At 61.6% G+C, this 19504-nt stretch carries 17 protein-coding genes; 6 read left to right on the top strand and 11 right to left on the bottom strand.

Going from position 1 to position 19504, the window contains the following annotated elements; all coding sequences use genetic code 11:
- The coding region (locus E8E68_RS04135) for a transposase (protein ID WP_280339046.1) at positions 1-422 on the bottom strand (422 nt) is incomplete at its 3' end.
- A 104-nt stretch (positions 423-526) separates the two neighbouring features.
- Positions 527-2191: a bifunctional diguanylate cyclase/phosphodiesterase gene (locus E8E68_RS04130; protein ID WP_280339838.1), complete on the bottom strand. Its 1665-nt coding sequence runs from the start codon at positions 2189-2191 to the stop codon at positions 527-529.
- A 297-nt stretch (positions 2192-2488) separates the two neighbouring features.
- Between E8E68_RS04130 and rep the strand changes: the two genes are divergently transcribed.
- Together rep and E8E68_RS04120 are read left to right on the top strand one after the other, a co-directional pair.
- The gene (gene rep, locus E8E68_RS04125; protein ID WP_105947259.1) at positions 2489-4498 is read left to right on the top strand and encodes a DNA helicase Rep; all 2010 of its coding nucleotides are present in this window, start codon (positions 2489-2491) and stop codon (positions 4496-4498) included.
- 64 nt (positions 4499-4562) lie between these two features.
- Entirely contained in the window at positions 4563-5135 is a 573-nt protein-coding gene (locus tag E8E68_RS04120; protein WP_266028958.1) for a xanthine phosphoribosyltransferase, read from the top strand.
- A 102-nt stretch (positions 5136-5237) separates the two neighbouring features.
- On the opposite strand, the gene E8E68_RS04115 is transcribed toward E8E68_RS04120, so the two are convergent.
- From E8E68_RS04115 to dadA, 5 genes are all read right to left on the bottom strand, one after another.
- A complete protein-coding gene (locus E8E68_RS04115) occupies positions 5238-7097 on the bottom strand; it encodes an acetyl-CoA hydrolase/transferase C-terminal domain-containing protein (protein WP_280339833.1) in 1860 nt (619 codons plus the stop codon).
- A 226-nt stretch (positions 7098-7323) separates the two neighbouring features.
- Positions 7324-7728 carry a c-type cytochrome gene (locus tag E8E68_RS04110; protein ID WP_110743601.1) on the bottom strand — a complete coding sequence of 135 codons (405 nt, stop codon included), beginning with the start codon at positions 7726-7728 and terminating at the stop codon, positions 7324-7326.
- Between the two features lie 154 nt (positions 7729-7882).
- Positions 7883-8431, bottom strand: a complete 549-nt coding sequence (locus E8E68_RS04105) for a cupin domain-containing protein (protein ID WP_110743402.1) — start codon at positions 8429-8431, stop codon at positions 7883-7885.
- A 107-nt stretch (positions 8432-8538) separates the two neighbouring features.
- On the bottom strand, positions 8539-9612 hold the full coding sequence (gene alr, locus E8E68_RS04100; protein ID WP_266028956.1) for an alanine racemase: 1074 nt from the start codon (positions 9610-9612) through the stop codon (positions 8539-8541).
- Between the two features lie 146 nt (positions 9613-9758).
- The gene (dadA, locus tag E8E68_RS04095; protein WP_003253522.1) at positions 9759-11063 is read right to left on the bottom strand and encodes a D-amino acid dehydrogenase; all 1305 of its coding nucleotides are present in this window, start codon (positions 11061-11063) and stop codon (positions 9759-9761) included.
- Between the two features lie 156 nt (positions 11064-11219).
- Between dadA and dadR the strand changes: the two genes are divergently transcribed.
- The gene (gene dadR, locus E8E68_RS04090; RefSeq protein WP_003258963.1) at positions 11220-11708 is read left to right on the top strand and encodes a transcriptional regulator DadR; all 489 of its coding nucleotides are present in this window, start codon (positions 11220-11222) and stop codon (positions 11706-11708) included.
- Between the two features lie 2 nt (positions 11709-11710).
- On the opposite strand, the gene E8E68_RS04085 is transcribed toward dadR, so the two are convergent.
- Positions 11711-12064: a YkgJ family cysteine cluster protein gene (locus E8E68_RS04085; protein WP_110743404.1), complete on the bottom strand. Its 354-nt coding sequence runs from the start codon at positions 12062-12064 to the stop codon at positions 11711-11713.
- Between the two features lie 195 nt (positions 12065-12259).
- Here E8E68_RS04085 and E8E68_RS04080 point away from each other — a divergent pair, with 195 nt between their 5' ends.
- The gene (locus E8E68_RS04080) at positions 12260-13552 is read left to right on the top strand and encodes an FAD-binding oxidoreductase (protein ID WP_266028955.1); all 1293 of its coding nucleotides are present in this window, start codon (positions 12260-12262) and stop codon (positions 13550-13552) included.
- 281 nt (positions 13553-13833) lie between these two features.
- Here E8E68_RS04080 and E8E68_RS04075 read toward each other — a convergent pair whose 3' ends face one another.
- The 3 genes from E8E68_RS04075 to E8E68_RS04065 form a co-directional block, all read right to left on the bottom strand.
- On the bottom strand, positions 13834-14229 hold the full coding sequence (locus E8E68_RS04075) for a hypothetical protein (protein ID WP_280339827.1): 396 nt from the start codon (positions 14227-14229) through the stop codon (positions 13834-13836).
- The gene (locus E8E68_RS04070) at positions 14222-15622 is read right to left on the bottom strand and encodes a PAAR domain-containing protein (RefSeq protein ID WP_266028953.1); all 1401 of its coding nucleotides are present in this window, start codon (positions 15620-15622) and stop codon (positions 14222-14224) included. Before E8E68_RS04070 ends, E8E68_RS04075 begins: the two co-directional genes overlap by 8 nt.
- 384 nt (positions 15623-16006) lie before the next feature.
- Complete coding sequence (locus E8E68_RS04065) at positions 16007-16237, bottom strand: DUF1127 domain-containing protein (protein WP_266028952.1); 231 nt, start codon at positions 16235-16237, stop codon at positions 16007-16009.
- Positions 16238-16415: 178 nt separating this feature from the next.
- On the opposite strand from E8E68_RS04065, the gene E8E68_RS04060 reads away from it, so the two are divergent.
- A complete protein-coding gene (locus tag E8E68_RS04060; protein ID WP_280339824.1) occupies positions 16416-17846 on the top strand; it encodes a PLP-dependent aminotransferase family protein in 1431 nt (476 codons plus the stop codon).
- 60 nt (positions 17847-17906) lie between these two features.
- On the top strand, positions 17907-19457 hold the full coding sequence (locus E8E68_RS04055) for a phospholipase D family protein (RefSeq protein WP_266028950.1): 1551 nt from the start codon (positions 17907-17909) through the stop codon (positions 19455-19457).
- Positions 19458-19504: the final 47 nt, after the last annotated feature.

Below are 19504 nucleotides of genomic sequence, written 5' to 3'. Positions count from 1 at the left end.
AGCTGATCTCGAGACTTCTGATCATCATTGGTATCGGTGGGTTTGGCAGGCTTGATCTTCTTCGACACGTCGATTGGCTTTCTTGGCTTGATGGCAATAGAGGGTGCAGGACTGCCACTGTAGTACTGCCGCTGCCAAATGCCTATCTGAGAGGACTGCCCAAGACCAAAGTGGGCAGCGGTCTGGCGCAGCGAAAGCCGATGCTCGTGCATATAGCTAAGCACCTGCTGTTTGAAATCACTGGTATAGCGCCGCCCATGCGAGCCTGGACCAATGCCATTATTGGCCTGATATCTGGCCACCCAGCGTCGAAGCAGGCTGAAATCGATACCTAAGTGTTGAGCCACCTTTCGGAAACCGTTGCTGCCATCCAGGTAGGCTGTGATCGCTGTGAGCTTGAATTGCTCGGTGTACTTACCCATAGATCCCCCAAGGGTTGGATTGGTGTCCAACTTCTTGGGGGCAGTCCATGGCATGGGGGAGCGGCCTGGTGTTGCCATGGAGGGCTAAGCTCTCCCCTGCGATGTCACAGGCTAACCAGCTTCGGCCTGCTGCAATCCACTAGAAAATCGATCAACTCCGCCACCGGCAGGGGCTTGCTGACCAAAAAGCCCTGCACCTGGTCACACCCAAACCCGCGCAGCAATGCCAGCTGCTCTTCACTTTCCACCCCTTCAGCCACCACCTCGAGGTTGAGGTTGTGCGCCAGGTTGATCATGGCGTGCACCAGCTTGCGATTCTCTTCGCGCATCTCCATCTCGGCAACGAAGCTGCGGTCCACCTTGAGCAAGGTAATCGGCAGGCTGTTGAGGTGGACGAACGACGAAAAACCGGTGCCAAAGTCATCCAGCGAAAAGCGCACGCCCAACCGGCCGAGAGCGTCCATGGTCTGGCGCACCAGTTCGTTGCGGCGCATCACCGCCGTTTCGGTCAGTTCGAATTCCAGCCAGCGGGCGTCTACGCCGTGCTCGAGGATCAGCCGGCTCAGGGTGGCCAGCAACTGGCTGTCCTGAAACTGGCGGAAGCTCAGGTTGACCGCCATGTGCAGCGGCTCCAGGCCGCGCTCGCACAACGCCTGCATGTCGCGCAGGGCGCGGGAGATCACCCAGTAGCCCAACGGTACGATCAGCCCGCTCTGCTCGGCCAGCGGCACGAACTCGCTGGGCGGCAGCAACCCGCGCTCGGCATGCCGCCAGCGCACCAGCGCCTCAAGGCCGACGATACGCCCGTCAGCCAGGTTCAGACGCGGTTGGTAGTGCAGTTCCAGTTCGTCACGGCGCAGGGCGCGGCGCAGCTCGCTTTCCAGGTCGGCGAGGCTGCGGGCGTTGCGGTTGATACGTTCATTGAAGACATGGAAGGTGCAACCCTGGCTGCCCTTGGCCTGGCGCATGGCGATGTGCGCGTGCCACATCAACGGGTCGGCGCCGCCCTGTGCACGCGCATGGGCCAGGCCCAGGCTGCAGCCTAGCAGCAGGCTTTCGCCGTCAATCCAGTAGGGTTCGGCCAAGGCCTCGACGATACGCTCGGCAATCCACTCGGCGCGGTTGGCGTCGCGGCGGGTGTCGATCAGCAAGGCGAATTCGTCGCTGCCCAGGCGTGCCAGTTGGTCGCCCGCCTCCAGCTGGTGCTTCAGCCGCGCCACCACCTGCAGGATCAGACGGTCGCCGCTCTGATGGCCAAGGGCATCGTTGACGTGGCGAAAGTTGTCCAGGTCGAGATGGCCAAGGGCAATGCCACGGCCTTCATTCTCAGCCAGGCGTGCGGTAAGCAGGGCCTGGAAGCCTTGGCGGTTGGCGATGCCGGTCAGCGGGTCTTGCTCGGCCAGGCGTTGCAAGGTAGCCACCAGCACGCCGCGCTCACGCACATGGCGCAGTGAGCGGCGCAGGGTATCGGCGTTAAGCTGGCCACGTACCAGCCAGTCGCTGACACCGCTGGGTGCAGCCGCAGGCTCGTGGTCGAGCAGCAGGATCGTCGGCAGCTCGCAGCGCCCGGGCGCTGGTTGCAGTGCCGAGGTTGCCAGGATCACGGCTTGGCGGTCGTGGCTGAACAGGCTGTCCACCGCTTCCCAGTTCGGTGCGGTCAACAGCACTGCGCTGCCGTCCAGTGCCTGCACGCAATCGCGCAGCAGCACGGTCCATTCCGGCTCATCAGCCAACAGCAGCAAACGCAGAGGTTCGACAGGCGTGGACAAGCGGGCTCCTTAGGGCTTTACGGTGCTACGGGAGAGGTCGGGTATGCTACTGCATTAATGAAAATGATTTACACTTTTATACATGCAGTGAAGGGTGCTGCATCCCGACGTATTTTGTCGTGCATCCTGCGCGAAACCTGACCGGTCGGCAAATACGATTTTTCCAGTACATGGCATTAGTCTGACTAATACTCACGGCTGCACAAAAGTCTGACTCAGACGTCAGACGGTCGCGCCACAACCGCCCCATGCCTGTTAGAATGCGCGGCTATTTTCTGGCGACCCCCGGTTTCTAGCATGTCCCGACTCAATCCCCGGCAGCAGGAAGCCCGTGACTACGTCGGCGGCCCTCTTTTGGTGCTCGCCGGTGCAGGTTCGGGCAAGACCAGCGTAATCACGCGCAAGATTGCCCACCTCATCCAGAACTGCGGCATCCGTGCCCAGTACATCGTCGCGATGACCTTTACCAACAAGGCCGCGCGCGAGATGAAGGAGCGAGTCGGGACTTTGCTGCGTCCGGGGGAAGGCCGCGGCCTGACGGTGTGCACGTTCCACAACCTGGGCCTGAACATCATCCGCAAGGAGCACGAGCGCCTGGGCTACAAGCCGGGTTTCTCGATCTTCGACGAGTCCGACATCAAGGCATTGCTGTCGGACATCATGCAGAAAGAATATTCCGGCGACGACGGCATCGACGAGATCAAGAACATGATCGGTGCCTGGAAGAACGACCTGATCCTGCCGCCAGAAGCCCTGGAAAAGGCGCGCAACCCGCGCGAGCAGACCGCCGCCATCGTCTACACCCACTACCAGCGCACGCTCAAGGCGTTCAACGCGGTGGACTTCGACGACCTGATCCTGCAGCCGGTCAAGCTGTTCCAGGAGCACCCCGAGGTGCTGGAGCGCTGGCAGAACCGTGTGCGCTACCTGCTGGTGGACGAATACCAGGACACCAACGCCAGCCAGTACCTGCTGGTAAAAATGCTGATCGGCATGCGTAACCAGTTCACCGTGGTGGGCGACGACGATCAGTCGATCTACGCCTGGCGTGGTGCGCGCCCCGAGAACCTGATGCTGCTCAAGGAGGACTACCCCTCCCTGAAGATCGTCATGCTCGAACAGAACTACCGCTCCACCAGCCGCATCCTGCGCTGCGCCAACGTGTTGATCGCCAACAACCCGCATGCGTTCGAGAAGCAACTGTGGAGCGAAATGGGCGTGGGCGACGAGATCCGCGTGATCCGCTGCAAGAACGAGGAAGCCGAAGCCGAACGTGTGGCCATGGAAATCCTCACCTTGCACCTGCGCACCAACCGCCCGTACAGCGATTTTGCCATCCTCTACCGCGGCAACTACCAGGCCAAGCTGATCGAGCTGAAGCTGCAGCACCACCAGGTGCCCTATCGCCTGTCGGGCGGTAACAGCTTCTTCGGCCGCCAGGAGGTCAAGGACCTGATGGCCTACCTGCGCCTGCTGGTGAACCCGGACGATGACAACGCCTACCTGCGGGTAATCAACGTACCGCGCCGCGAGATCGGCTCCACCACCCTGGAAAAGCTTGGCAACTATTCCACCGAGCGCGGCATTTCGATGTACGCCGCCAGCGAAGAGCTGGGCCTGGGCGAGCACCTGGACGCGCGCTACACCGAGCGCTTGCAGCGTTTCAAGCACTGGCTGGACGGGGTGCGCCACAAGGTTGCCCTGGAAGACCCGATTGCCGCACTGCACGAGATGATCCGCGACATCGACTACGAGAACTGGATCCGCCAGCAGACCGCCAGCGACAAAGCTGCCGAGTTCCGCATCAGCAACGTCTGGTTCCTGGTCGAAGCGCTGAAGAACACCCTCGAGAAGGACGAAGAGGGTGACATGACCATCGAGGACGCCATCGGCAAGCTGGTGCTGCGCGACATGCTCGAGCGCCAGCAGGAAGAGGAAGAGAACGCCGAGGGCGTGCAGATGATGACCCTGCACGCCTCCAAGGGCCTGGAATTCCCTTACGTGTTCATCATGGGCATGGAAGAGGAAATCCTCCCGCACCGCTCCAGCATCGAGGCCGACACCATCGAAGAAGAACGCCGCCTGGCCTACGTGGGCATCACCCGCGCGCGCCAGACCCTGGCCTTCACCTTCGCTGCCAAGCGCAAGCAGTACGGTGAAATCATCGACTGCACGCCCAGCCGGTTCCTCGACGAACTGCCGCCGGACGACCTGGCCTGGGAGGGCCTCGACGATGCGCCGGTCGAGGTGAAGGCCGCTCGCGGCAATAACGCCCTGGCCGATATCCGGGCAATGCTCAAACGCTGATCAACCATTACTCTTTAACTTTGCCGCCTCCAGCGGCAACCTTTGTTACATCGAGGAAATCACAGTGGAAGCACTGCATCAGAAGATTCGCGAAGAAGGCATCGTGCTTTCCGATCAGGTTCTCAAAGTCGACGCGTTTCTCAATCACCAGATCGATCCGGCGCTGATGCAGCTGATCGGTGACGAGTTCGCCCGCCTGTTCGCCGATGCCGGCGTGACCAAGATTGTCACCATCGAAGCCTCGGGCATTGCCCCGGCCGTAATGACCGGTCTGAAGCTTGGCGTACCGGTGATTTTCGCCCGCAAGCACCAGTCGCTGACCCTGACTGAAAACCTGCTGACCGCCTCGGTGTACTCCTTCACCAAGCAGACCGAGAACACCGTGGCCATTTCGCCGCGTCACCTCAACAGCAGCGACCGCGTGCTGGTGATCGACGACTTCCTGGCCAACGGCAAGGCCTCGCAGGCGCTGATCTCGATCATCAAGCAGGCTGGCGCCACCGTGGCGGGCCTGGGCATCGTGATCGAGAAGTCGTTCCAGGGCGGCCGTGCCGAACTGGACGGCCAGGGTTACCGCGTTGAATCGCTGGCCCGGGTGAAGTCGCTGGAAGGTGGTGTGGTCAGCTTCATCGAATAAACGCGGCACTGCTTCGCGGCCCCGCCCGCGCCCACAGGTACAGCACAGTTATCGAACGGTGTGCTGTGCCTGTGGGCGGGGCCGCGAATGGCAGCACCCGTTTCATCTGGTTGCCGCCAGCCCCGCCAGCAACAAGCGCTGGTAAAGTTCTTCTTTCAGCCCCTGCGGCTGCCCCAACTGCATACGCTCCAGGTGGCGCTCGTACCCCTCTGGCCCCGGCGCATCCAGCGCGGCCTTACCCAGCTCCAGCACCTCGCTCAGCTTGAACTTGCTCTTCAACCAGTTCAGCGCCCGCAACAGATCCCGCTCCTCGGCCGTAAAGTCCGTGCCCATCGGATACTCCGGGAACAGCCGCGCATGCTGTGCCCTGATCGCCTCCAGGCGTTGCGGGGTGTTGTCGGTAAAGCGCGCCTCCAGCTGAAAGTCGTTGGCAAGCTTGCCAGCTTCTTTGGCCTGCTTGATCAGGCCCGGCTGGAACCGCGAATCGCTCACCGCCAACAACCGCGCGATCACTTCGCTGTCAGTCTGCCCACGCAGGTCGGCAATGCCGTATTCGGTCACCACGATATCGCGAAGGTGCCGGGGGATGGTGCAGTGGCCATAGGTCCATAACAGGTTCGAGGTGACCTCTCCGCCCGCTTCACGCCAGCTGCGCAACAGCAGAATCGAGCGCCCGCCCTCCAGCGCATGGCCCTGGGCAACGAAGTTGTACTGCCCGCCCACACCACTGAGCACGCGGCCGTCTTCCAGCTGGTCGGCCACTCCGGCGCCGAGGAGGGTCATGCCGAACGCAGTGTTGATGAAGCGCGCATCGCGACGCTGTCGGCGCTTGAGTTCCTCCTGCCCATAGAGCTCGTTGATGAAGCTGATACGGGTCATGACAAATTGCGCACGCTGCTCCAGCGGCATCTCGCGCAAGCGCTGGTAGAACGCTTGCGGGCCGAGGAAAAAGCCGCCATGCAGTATTGCCCCCTGCTCGTCCGCCGGGCGTCGTAGCAGCCCTGCTTCGGCCAACACCAGCAGGCCGTTGACGAACATCTCGCTGCAGCCATACAAGCCCTGGGCGAAGGTATCCAGGCCTCCTTCCCGCTCGATCAGTGGCTGCCACGGGCCGACATCCAGCGCCTTGAGCACCGCACGGTAACCGGCGTTGTCGCCCTGGCGTGCCAGCAATGCCGCCGCAACTGCATCGCCCATGGCACCAATGCCGATCTGCAGGGTGCCGCCGTCACGCACCAGGCTGCTGGCGTGCAAGCCGATGCAGTGATCCTGGATGCCGACCGGCATGTTCGGCGTGGAGAACAGGCGGCGTTGTTCCGCCTCATCCAGCAGCAGGTCGAAGGCATCGATGGGCAGCTCGGCATCGCCTGGCATGTAAGGCAGTTCGGCATGCACCTGGCCCAGCATGAGGATGGTTTCGCCAGCTGCCCGGCGCTTGGCAATCATCGGCAGCAGGTCGAGGGTGATGTCGGGGTTGCAGGCCAGGCTCAGGTGGACAGGCTTTTCGGGGGTGGCGGCCACCAACTGGGCAATCAGGTTCAAGCCCTTGGCGTTGATATCACGTGCGGCGTGGCTGTAGTTGCTGCTGACGTAGTCCTGCTGGGCCGATTCACTGTGCAGCAGGCTACCGGGCTGCATGAAGAACTGCTCGACACGGATGTTCGGTGGCAGGCTGTCGTTGCGCAGGTCTGCGAGGTAGCTGAGTTCTTCGTAGTCAGCGAAGACACGCTCGACGAAGGGTTCGAGAAAGCGCCGTTGCAAGCCATCGCCCAGCGGCGGGCGGCCAAGGGACAGGGCGGTATAGAGGGTCAGGCGACGTTCGGGCAGCTCGCGTACACGGGCATAGAGCGCGTTGACGAAGGCATTGGGTTTGCCCAGGCCCAAAGGCAGGCCCATATGGATATGGGTTGGCAGGCGGGACAAGACCTGCTCGACAGCCTGGTCGATGGAGCAGAGGTGCATCAGGGCCTCCTGAAACATCCATGGGTTCAGGGGTTGGACATAGGGCTGAAGTAATTGGTTGCCTGTACCTGCCCTTTCGCGGGCAAGCCCGCTCCCACAGGATTAACACACCCTTCAGGTCCTGTGGGGTACCTGTGTGCGGGCTTGCCCCGCGAAGGGGCCAGTGCAGGCGCCACAAAAACAAAGCCCGCCATCAACGGCGGGCCTCATGCAATTCAGCTGTGAATCACAGCCCGGACATTTTCTTGATTGCCCCTTTCAGGTCTTCATCCGAGCAGTCGGCACAGGTGCCCTTCGGCGGCATGGCGTTGATACCGGTAATGGCCTTGGCCAGGATGCCATCCAGGCCGCCCTGGTGGTCGGCGCGTTCTTTCCACGCGGCGGCGTCACCAATTTTAGGCGCGCCGAGCAAGCCGCTGCCATGGCAGGCGTTGCAGTGCTTGGCGATGATCTCGTCCGGCGTCTTGGCACCTCCGCCACCAGCAGTTGCAGCCACTTCCATGCCTTTGCATTCCTGGCCCTGCACGCACACCTGGCCAACCGGTTCCAGGCGTTTTGCGATGTCGTCATTGGTCGCAGCGGTTGCGCTCATTGCCCAGAGGGCGAATACGGCTGCTGGTACGGCCAGCATCTTCTTGATTTGGTTCACGCGAACACCCTCATGGTGGCTAATCACGCTCGCGGCCACGGAACGGCGAGCGTTGAAAAGTATAGCGGGAACCCAGAGGCCGTGAAACGACCCTACACTGGAAAGGGGTATTGCCGAATCAATGCACTGCGCTGGATCAAAAGTTTGAAGGCGTCGCCGCACTGATCAGCCGCGCAGGCTGGTCAAACGGGTTGCGGAAGCGATGCGGCCGGGTGCTTTCGAAGTAGTAGCTGTCACCTTCTTCAAGGATGAATATCTCATTGCCGACCACCAGTTCCAGGCGGCCTTCCAGCAGGATGCCGGTTTCTTCGCCGTCATGGGTAAGCATCTCGGCACCGGTATCGGCACCCGGCGGGTACACCTCGGTCAGGAAAGCTATGGCGCGATTGGGGTGCGATTTGCCGACCAGTTTCATGGTGACCGCACCGTCCGAGATATCGATCAGTTCATGCGCCTTGTAGACGATCTGCGCCGGGCTCTCCGTCTCCAACTCGACCGAAAAGAACTCGACCATCGACATGGGAATGCCGCTCAGCACCTTGCGCAGCGAGCTGATGGAGGGGCTGACGCTGTTCTTCTCGATCATCGAGATGGTGCTGTTGGTAACCCCGGCTCGCTTGGCGAGTTCGCGCTGGGACAGGCCCTTGAGCTTGCGGATGGCTTGCAGTCGTTCGCCGACGTCCAAAGCTGGAGCCTCCTGAAACGGTGAAAGGGGGTGGATGTGAACGATATCATGGCAATGCCGTTCAGTATTTACAACACACCGCCCCTCAACCTGTCCGCTTCAGCGTGTCATTCGCCGACGTAGTCCCGTGGTACCCGCTTCAGGTTGCAGAAGATCTGGTACGGAATGGTGCCCGCATGCGCGGCCACTTCACTGGCCAGCACCTGCTTGCCCCACAGCTCGACCGGGCTACCGACGGTGGCTTCAGGCACGTCGGTGAGGTCGATGCAGAGCATGTCCATCGACACCCGGCCGATCAGCTGGGTACGCTTGCCGGCCACCAGCACCGGGGTGCCGTTGGGTGCCTGGCGCGGGTAACCATCGGCATAACCCATGGCAACCACGCCTACCCGGGTTGGCCGGGGGCTGACGAACTTGGCACCGTAGCCCACCGGCTCACCGGCGGGCAGCTCGCGTACGCTGATGACCCGCGATTGCAGGGTCATTACCGGTTGCAGGCGTTCGGCCTCGGCCTGGGCCCCGTCGAACGGCGAAGCACCGTACAGCATCAGGCCTGGGCGCACCCAGTCGCTGGGCGCTTGCGGCCAACCCAGAACGCCGGGGGAATTACGCAAGCTGCACTCGGCAGCCAAGCCCTGTCGGGCGGCTTCGAACACAGCGATCTGCTGCGCGGTGGCATCGGCGTCCAGCTCGTCGGCGCGGGCGAAGTGGGTCATCAGCACAATGCGCGAAACCTTGCCGCTGGCCAGCAGGCGCTGGTAGGCCTCGTGGTAGTCCTTGGGGTGCAGGCCGGCGCGGTGCATGCCGCTGTCCAGCTTCAACCAGACGGTCAGCGGCTTGTGCAGCTGGGTCTTTTCGATGGCTTCCAGCTGCCAAAGCGAGTGCAGCACGCACCACAGGTCGTGCTCGGCAATCAGCGCCAGCTCGCTGGCTTCGAAGAAGCCTTCCAGCAACAGGACCGGGGCCTTGATACCCGCGGCGCGCAATTCCAGCGCCTCTTCGATGCAGGCCACGGCAAAGCCGTCGGCTTCGGCCTCCAGGGCCAGGGCACAGCGCACGGCGCCGTGGCCGTAGGCATCGGCCTTGATCACGGCGAGGGCTTTGGCGCCGGTCAGTTCACGGGCCAGACGGTAGTTGTGGCGCAGGGCCTGGAGGTCGATCAGGGCGCGGGCGGGACGCATGGCGGCTGCCTTATGGTGGTTCACAGGTTGGAAACAGTGTTGGATTCTTCGCGGCTAAAGCCGCTCCCACAGGGGACCGCACAATGTCCATGAACACGCGATCCTTGTGGGAGCGGCTTTAGCCGCGAATGAGCCGGCACAGGCTATTACTGCTGGTGAGCCGGCGCGCTTTGCCCGTGCTTGGCCACTTCCCGGCTGTTGCCATAACGGGAAATGTCCAGGCCTTCGGCACTGATCTGCGGCTTCTTGCGCGCAATCAGGTCGGCCAGCAGGCGGCCCGAGCCGCACGCCATTGTCCAGCCCAATGTGCCGTGACCGGTGTTCAGGAACAGGTTGCGGAAGGCCGTGGCACCGACGATCGGCGTACCGTCCGGGGTCGCCGGGCGCAGGCCGGTCCAGAAGCTGGCCTGGCTCAAGTCACCGCCGCGAGGATAAAGGTCGTTGACGATCATCTCCAGTGTTTCGCGCCGACGCGGGTTCAGCGACAGGTCAAAACCGGCGATTTCAGCCATCCCGCCAACGCGGATGCGGTTGTCGAAACGGGTGATCGCAACCTTGTAGGTTTCGTCGAGAATGGTCGAGGTCGGGGCCATGTCGGCGTTGGTGATCGGCACGGTCAGCGAATAGCCTTTCAATGGATACACCGGGGCCTTGATGCCCAGCGGCTTGAGCATCTGCGGTGAGTAGCTGCCCAGCGCCAGCACATAGCGGTCGGCGGTTTCCAGCTTGCCATCTATCCACACGCCATTGATGCGGTCACCCGCGAAGTCCAGGCGTTGGATGTCCTGGCCGAAGCGGAACTCCACGCCCAGCTTCAGCGCCATGTCGGCCAGCTTGGTGGTGAACAGTTGGCAATCGCCGGTCTGGTCATTTGGCAGGCGCAGGGCGCCCGCCAGGATGTCTTTCACGCCCGCCAGGGCTGGTTCGACGCGGGCGATGCCGTCGCGATCAAGCAGTTCATAGGGCACGCCGGACTGCTCGAGCACGGCAATGTCCTTGGCAGCAGCATCGACCTGGGCCTGGGTGCGGAACAGCTGGGTGGTGCCCAGGCTGCGGTTTTCGTAGTTGATGCCGGTTTCGGCGCGCAGTTCGTCGAGGCAGTCACGGCTGTACTCGGACAGGCGCACCATGCGCTCCTTGTTCACCGCGTAACGGCTGGCGGTGCAGTTGCGCAGCATCTGGGCCATCCACAGGTACTGATCGACATCGCCCGTGAGCTTGATCGCCAGAGGGGCGTGGCGCTCCAGCAGCCATTTGATGGCTTTCAGTGGCACGCCGGGGGCAGCCCACGGCGAGGCATAGCCGGGCGAGATCTGGCCGGCGTTGGCAAAGCTGGTTTCCATGGCCACCGCTGGCTGGCGGTCGACCACCGTCACTTCGAAACCTTGCCGGGCCAGGTAGTAGGCACTGGCGGTTCCGATTACGCCGCTACCAAGTACCAGAACTCGCATCGTTGTATCCCTCATACGCGGCACGCCGCAGACTTTTATTGAAATGGCATGAATGGGCGCAGTATAAAAATTTGAGACCAGTGCAATTCACTATATAAAAGCCTATTATTGGCGAGAATTCTCGGCAAAAACGCCTTTCACGGAGGGGCATCCCCTATGAGAACCCAGCACCAGAGCAAGCGTGAACTGGACAAGATCGACCGTAACATCCTGCGTATCCTGCAGAATGACGGGCGTATTTCCTTCACCGAACTGGGCGAGAAAGTTGGGCTTTCCACCACCCCTTGCACCGAGCGGGTTCGCCGCCTGGAGCGCGAGGGCATCATCATGGGCTACAACGCCCGCCTGAACCCGCAGCACCTCAAGGGTAGCCTGCTGGTGTTCGTCGAAATCAGCCTGGACTACAAGTCCGGCGACACCTTCGAGGAGTTCCGCCGCGCGGTGCTGAAGCTGCCGCACGTGCTGGAATGCCACCTGGTTTCCGGCGATTTCGACTACTTGGTGAAAGCGCGCATTTCGGAGATGGCTTCGTACCGCAAGCTGCTTGGCGATATCCTGCTGAAACTGCCGCACGTGCGCGAGTCGAAGAGCTACATCGTGATGGAAGAAGTGAAAGAGAGCCTCTGCCTGCCGATCCCGGACTGAGGCTAGACCAGCACCTGGCGGGTGGTGGCAATGAACTGGTGCACCAGTTGCTCGGCAGCAGGGTCGATCATCGGTTCTGGGCCACGGCCACGTGGGCAGGCCAGGCGCGGGGTAGTGCCAAACAGGCGGCAGATCATCGGCCGCTCCTCGTACACAGTGCACCCGTTGGGGCCCAGGTGCACGCAGTCCAGGCGCTCCAGGGCGGCGTCCTGCTCGGCCTGGGACTTACGTGGCAGACGGGCCATTTCTTCCGCCGAGGTAGTGACCGGACCGCAACAGTCATGGCAGCCGGGTTCGCACTCGAATGAAGGGATGAGTTCGCGCAGGAAGTGGATCTTGTGGCGGTTGCAGGACATGGCTGAGTACAAAGTTGGAAACTGAGGTTGGATTATAGGGCCAATCGCCGGCAAGCCAGCGCCCACAGCCACACCACGGGTCTCAGGCATTGCACAGACCCTGCAACGCTAGGTTGCTGGCGATGAGGCCGGTTGCCCACCCTAAAGCCCCGGCTTATCCTCCTCCCCTCGCCCACCAGCCACAGGACCGACGCAATGATCCACAGCGCGCAGCACGCCGCCTCCTACTACGCCGCCAGCAGCGCGCCACACCCGGATCATTCGTTTCTGCAAGGCGAACACAGCGCCGACGTATGCATCGTCGGCGGTGGCTATTCAGGCCTTAACACTGCCATCGAACTGGCCGAGCGCGGCTTCTCAGTTGTCCTGCTGGAAGCGCGCAAGCTCGGCTGGGGCGCCAGTGGGCGCAATGGCGGGCAGCTGATTCGCGGTGTCGGCCACGGCCTGGAGCAGTTTCTACCGGTCATTGGCGAGGACGGCGTGCGCAGCATGAAGCTGATGGGCCTGGAGGCCGTGCAGATCGTCCGCGAGCGGGTTGAAAAGCACGCCATCGCCTGTGACCTGACCTGGGGCTACTGCGACCTTGCCAACAAACCCGCCGAACTGCTGGGCTTTGCCGAAGACGCTGAAGCGCTGCGCAGCCTGGGCTATGCACACGAATTGCGCCTGGTCGGCAAGGACGATATCCACAGTGTGGTGGGTGCCGACTGCTATGTGGGGGGGCTGGTCGACATGGGCTCCGGGCATCTGCACCCGCTCAACCTGGCACTGGGCGAAGCCGCCGCAGCCGCCCGCCTGGGCGTGAAGTTGTTCGAGCAATCCGAAGTCACCCGCATCGACTATGGCACTGAAGTGCAGGTGCATACCGCCCAAGGCCGGGTGCGCGCCAAGACCTTGGTGCTGTGCTGCAACGCCTATCACAACAACCTCAACCGCGAACTGGGCGGCAAGGTGTTGCCAGCCGGCAGCTACATCATCGCCACAGAGCCGCTGGGTGAAGAACGCGCCCGCAGGTTGCTGCCGCAGAATATGGCGGTGTGCGACCAGCGTGTGGCGCTGGACTACTACCGCCTGTCCGCCGACAACCGCCTGCTGTTTGGGGGTGCGTGCCATTACTCAGGGCGTGACCCGAGCGATATCGCCGCCTACATGCGGCCGAAGATGCTCAAGGTGTTCCCGGAGCTGGCCGACGTGCGTATCGATTACCAGTGGGGCGGCATGATCGGCATCGGTGCCAACCGCCTGCCACAGGTCGGCCGACTGGCCAGCCAGCCGAACGTGTATTACGCCCAGGCCTATTCGGGCCATGGGCTCAATGCCACCCACCTGGCGGCGCGCCTGCTGGGCGAAGCCATCAGTGGCCAGGAGAGCGGGCGTTTCGACCTGTTCGCCAAGGTGCCGCACATCACCTTCCCGGGCGGCAAGCATCTGCGCTCGCCGCTACTTGCGCTGGGGATGCTCTGGCACAGGCTGAAGGAACTCACCTAACTGCTGCGCAGCCATCGCCGGCAAGCCGGCTCCCACCGGTAGTGTGCATACCTGGATCTTGCGGAAGCTAGCAGAGACCTTGTAGGAGCAACCGTCTTGCGCAAAATTTAAAAACCGTGCGCGATCCCTGTGGGAGCGGGCTTGCCCGCGGTACAAACCGGAGACATCGTTTACATTTTAAACCGGGTTGAATTCTTCGCGGGTGCACCCGCTCCCACAGATAGGGCGTTGCCGTCACGGGTTTTGTTCCGTGACTGGTTGCGAATCTTCTTCGAGACTGATCAACCCTCATTTCTTATCATGACATAGGCAATGATTAGCCAGCTCACACTGATTAAATTCAACCATACCACCGCATTCAATTTTCGCTTCAGCCTCCACGGAAATCGCTTAAGTTCTACCTCATCCAGTCGACCCTTCCGTAAGTGCATTGAAGGAAAAGTAACCAACACGCTGACCGTAACCAATAGTAGGAAGCGCGACTTCAAACTCCCACCGCCCCAAACAATTTTCATTTGCTCCAAGTAGGGATTGCTATTTATAGAAGAAATTGCGATATGAAAATCTCGTGAATATACGATCAGCAGATTAAAGGCAACACCCAGCATAGCCAGTACGAACGGAACAATCACAAATGAAATTTGCAACCACGGTGACCAATCTTCAAAATCAGTCATTGGCCACCTCATAAATTTTTGTACCGGACCATTCTCCGAGTGCCGAAGTCGCTACAACACCTCCTGCAGAACCAGCCCCCACTAGAACAATCGCACACACCGGTGCACCTAAACCGGCAGTGCCTATGGAAAACGCACCGCACATCATCATCGCTGCGGCCCCTCCTGCCCAAGCGCCCGCTATCCCTCCGCTCACACCACCAACAAAGCTACCCGTCTCGGTCAAACGAACCTTTTTGCAAGCCTCCGCCTCACCCGCACGGCAAACCTCCTGGACCTTTAAATAAGAAGAAGCCCCACCCACCCCAATTGCCGCATACCCCCCATATTGAAGATACTTACCAAGCCGCGCCACCTTATCCAGATGCGTCGCATATCCTGGCATCTGCCCCGGCCCGCCCGCTTTCGACCAATGATGCACAAGACTTTTGGTCGAAATATTCAAGCTTTTTTTGAGCCGTTCATAACTCCCCAGATTCAGCTGTTTATTGAGAAACGCCACTTTCAGCTGACTGTCCAGTTGCTGCAGCAGCTGTCGCCGCTCAGCAAAGAAAGCTGCACTGTTCAAGTGGCCATGACGCAGAAACTCCCGTTGATGCAGTTGCTCGATACTGCTCAGTGTATGGCTGACCTGTTTCAACCCCTGATCCATCATGTCCTTGCCAACGCCCATGGCCAGACTGGCGTCGCTGAGCAAACCGGCGATTTCTGCCTGGTACTCCATCATGAAATCCGCTTCGGCGAAACTCAGCACCTCCAGGGCACGGCGTGCGTTTTGCGCTGCGGCCATCAATTGCCCTTCTTCGCGAGTGCAGGCGTCGCCGTTGTCAGGGTCACCGATCACAAAAATCTCCCCGGCTTTGAACCCTTGCTCGAACGTGGGATTAAGCCGTTGTAACCGGGAAATCGGCAGCGTGGCATCGTGTTCGGCCAGCTTCAACAGCACCTGGGGGAATGACATTTGCCGGGGGATTACATAAAACCCAGGCTCTAGCGTCTCAGGCAGCGCACTGACTGCCGACCGGAAGAGCTGATCGGTTTGTGGGCCGATCTTGGCTTCGGCCAAGCGGGTACTCGCAGGCGTTTCCGTGGGCAGGACAGAGGACCGTGATTCATGCAAAGGGGCAATTACGCGGTTGCTGCCCGGAGGGCAGCCACAGATCACCAGCGCACCGTCCATGGCAACGCGCTGACCTGCAGATATGAAGAAAGCCGAGCCTTCTGCAACAATTCCGGCCTGCCCACAAAGCGGGCATGGCGTCGTGGGGTCGCCTTCGCGAAGCACCATTCGGCCATTGTCTCGATAACTGGCGCCTGTGGCGATGCAGATAGCTCCAGTCGTGGTGAGGTCACCGTCTAGCGCCTGACCTTTGCCTGCTAAATTAGCCCGCATCTACTAATTCCCTGTGATTTGGTTCGGGATTTGAACCTAACACCGAGGGAAAGAATTTCAGTGTCTGGGGCTGAAAATCGGAGGTTTCCTACAGGAGATTGGACTTTATCACTTGCACGAATCCAACTGCGTTGCAGCCGGGCGCCGGCGGGTTCCGCACACCAGCGGGATCATAGATACCTCACGCGAGGCCAGGCCTTGTTGCTGTGCTACTAAAGTTTTGGGTTGGAGCGACATTGAACCGCGTGCGCGGGGCCTTCTCGGCACAGTGTCGCCCTTATCTCCCACAGGATAAAAGCCAACGTACATAGCTAGCAGGGACCCTGTGGGAGATTCAATGGTTTTAGGGAAGTCTTTAAGCGGCATAGGCCTAAGTCTCACCACTTAATCTTTCCAAAACGCTTTGCGCCCTTCTGTACGGGCCTGCTCCCAGCTCAACCCTACATCCCGCAACTCATCATTCGTCAACTGCAGCAGCGCCCTGCGGGTATGCCAGCGATGCAGCATCAGCCCCCAACGCCCCAGCCCCGCCGGCGCGTTGAACACCTTGGCCTGCTGCCCGGCGTCCAGTTCCTTGGCCAACAGTTGCAAGCGCACATCGCTCATACCACCCATCACTGCACTCTCCCGTTCAGTTGATACCGTGGAGAAAGCATGCGCGTCGGCAATACCGGCAATACAGATCCAATACAGCCTTATTATTCCCATACAGAATTGGCCGACGGCCTACTGAATGCTGTATTTTCACTTCAACTGTACCGGTCGCTGTCCCAAGGTAGCGCAGGAGTATGCCGTGACCCTCTACCTGAACCTCGCCGAACTGCTCGGCGCCCGCATCGAACAGGGCCTTTACCGCCCCGGCCAGCGCCTGCCGTCGGTGCGCGCCCTGAGCGTCGAGCACGGGGTCAGCCTGAGCACCGTGCAACAGGCCTATCGCATGCTCGAAGACAGCGGCATGGTCTCGCCGCGGCCCAAGTCCGGTTATTTCGTCAGCGACCAACGGCAGTTGCCGGCACTACCCGCAGTCAGCCGCCCGGCCCAACGCCCAGTGGACATTTCGCAGTGGGAGCAGGTGCTGGAACTGGTACGAAGCAACCCGCGCCAGGATGTGGTGCAGCTGGGTCGCGGCATGCCCGATATCGACAGCCCCACCCTCAAGCCACTGCTGCGCAGCCTCGCGCAGTTGAGCCGCCGGCAGGACATGCCTGGCCTGTATTACGACAACATCCACGGCAACCTGGCCCTGCGCGAACAAGTAGCACGGCTGATGCTCGATTCCGGCTGCCGCCTGGGTCCGGCCGACCTGGTGATCACCACCGGCTGCCATGAAGCGCTGTCGTGCAGCATCCGCGCAGTGTGCGAGCCAGGCGATATCGTCGCAGTCGACTCGCCCAGCTTCCACGGCGCCATGCAAACCCTCAAGGGGCTGGGCATGAAAGCGCTGGAAATCCCTACCGACCCGGTCACCGGCATCAGCCTGGAGGCACTGGAGCTGGCCCTGGAGCAGTGGCCGATCAAGCTTGTCCAGATCACCCCCAGTTGCAACAACCCGCTCGGCTACATCATGCCCGAAGCGCGCAAGAAGGCCCTGCTGAGCCTGGCCCAGCGCTACGATGTGGCCATTCTGGAAGACGATGTGTACGGCGACCTGGCCTACACCTACCCGCGCCCGCGAACCCTCAAGTCGTTCGACGACGATGGCCGCGTGCTGCTCTGCAGTTCGTTCTCCAAGACCCTCGCCCCCGGCCTGCGGGTTGGCTGGGTGGCGCCCGGCCGCTACCTGGAACGAGTACTGCACATGAAGTACATCAGCACCGGGAGCACGGCCAGCCAGCCGCAGCTGGCCATCGCCGACTTCATCGCTGGCGGGCACTACCAACCTCACGTACGGCGCATGCGCAGCCAGTATCAGCGTGGGCGCGACCTGATGAGCGACTGGGTAACCCGCTACTTCCCGGCGGGCACCCGGGTCAGCCGGCCGCAAGGCGGCTTCATGCTCTGGGTGGAATTACCCGAACATTTCGATACCCTGCGGCTGAACCGCGCATTACTGGAGCAGGGCGTGCAGGTTGCCGTAGGCAGCATCTTCTCGGCTTCGGGCAAGTTTCGCCATTGCCTGCGCATGAACTTCGCCCCGCGGCCTACGCCGCAGATCGAAGCGGCCGTGCGCAAGGTAGGTGAAGCCGCCCTTCGTCTACTGGATGAAGAAAACGCCGACGCGTAACTTTGCACCGCCCGCCACGGTCCAACCCCTAGAGCCCATGCTGCACAGGACGATCCACCCTTGAGACTCCAGCGAGCCTTGCCTTTGCTGCTGATGCTGCTCGGCCTAGCCGGCTGTGCCAGTGTCAGCATGCACCGCGAAACCAGCCAGGCGCTGCCCGCCAACGACTCGGCCTTTGGCCGCTCGGTGCTGCGCCAAGCCGCCCCCTACGGCGGTCGTTCGGGTTTTCGCCTGTTGCCCAACAGCAACGAGGCATTTCGCGCCCGTGCCGAGCTGATCCGCAACGCTCAAGGCAGCATCGACCTGCAGTACTACATCGTCCACGACGGCCTCAGCACCCGTGCCCTGGTGCATGAACTGCTGCGCGCCGCCGACCGCGGGGTGCGCGTGCGCATCCTGCTCGACGACACCACCAGCGATGGTCTGGACACCATCATGGGAACGCTCGACGCCCACCCGAATATTCAGATCCGCGTGTTCAACCCGCTGCACCTGGGCCGCAGCACCGGGGTGACACGTGCCGTTGGCCGGCTTTTCAACCTGTCACGCCAGCACCGGCGCATGCACAACAAGTTGTTCCTGGTGGACAACAGCATGGCCATCGTCGGCGGGCGCAACCTGGGTGACGAGTACTTCGATGCCGAGCCCAACCTCAACTTCACCGACATCGATCTGCTGGGTGTTGGCCCGATTGCCGAACAGCTCGGGCACAGCTTCGACCAGTACTGGAACAGCGCCCTTGCCCGGCCGATCACCGACTTCCTCTGGCATGACCCGGACGCCAGTGACCTGCGCGCCAGCCGCCACCGCCTGGAGGTGTCGCTGGCCGAAGCCAGGACCCAGCGCAAGGCCCTGTACGATCGCCTGATGGCCTATCAGTCGCGACCGCACCTGGATGTGTGGCGCAACGAGCTGATCTGGGCCCACGCCCAGGCGCTGTGGGATGCCCCGAGCAAGGTGCTGGCCGACGATGAGCCAGACCCGCAGTTGCTGCTGAGTCAGCAATTGGCGCCAGACCTGGCCAGTGTGAAGCTCGAGCTGATGCTGACCTCGGCCTACTTCGTGCCGGGTGAACCGGGGCTGCTGTACCTGACCGGCCGTGCCGACGCCGGGGTTTCGGTCAAGCTGCTGACCAATTCGCTGGAGGCGACCGACGTGCCTGCGGTACACGGCGGTTATGCGCCCTATCGCCGGGCTTTGCTTGAGCACGGTGTAGAGCTTTACGAGCTTCGCCGCCAACCCGGTGACCCCAGCGCGGGCCGCCTGAGCTTCCGTGGTAGCTCGGATTCGAGCCTGCACACCAAGGCGATCGTGTTCGACCGGCGCAAGACCTTTATCGGCTCGTTCAACTTTGACCCGCGCTCGGTACTGTGGAACACCGAGGTCGGGGTGCTGGTGGACAGCCCGGAGCTGGCCGAATACACCCGCGAACTGGCCCAGCAGGGTATGGCGCCAGCGTTGAGTTACCAGGTGAAACTGATGGGCGATAAGCTGGTATGGGCGACCGAGGACAATGGCCAGCAGCATGTACTGACCTCTGAGCCGGGCGGGATGTGGCGCAGGTTCAACGCCTGGATCAGCAAGGCGGTTGGCCTGGAGAAGATGTTGTAGCGGCATTTTCCGGGGGCATTCCACCTTTGTGGGGGCAGCCCTGCGCC

This window comes from Pseudomonas sp. BN607 (assembly GCF_029871175.1).
In the GTDB taxonomy this organism is placed as follows: domain Bacteria; phylum Pseudomonadota; class Gammaproteobacteria; order Pseudomonadales; family Pseudomonadaceae; genus Aquipseudomonas.
The sequence above is the reverse complement of the archived record's forward strand: the minus strand, read 5'-3'. Positions and strand labels throughout refer to the sequence as shown.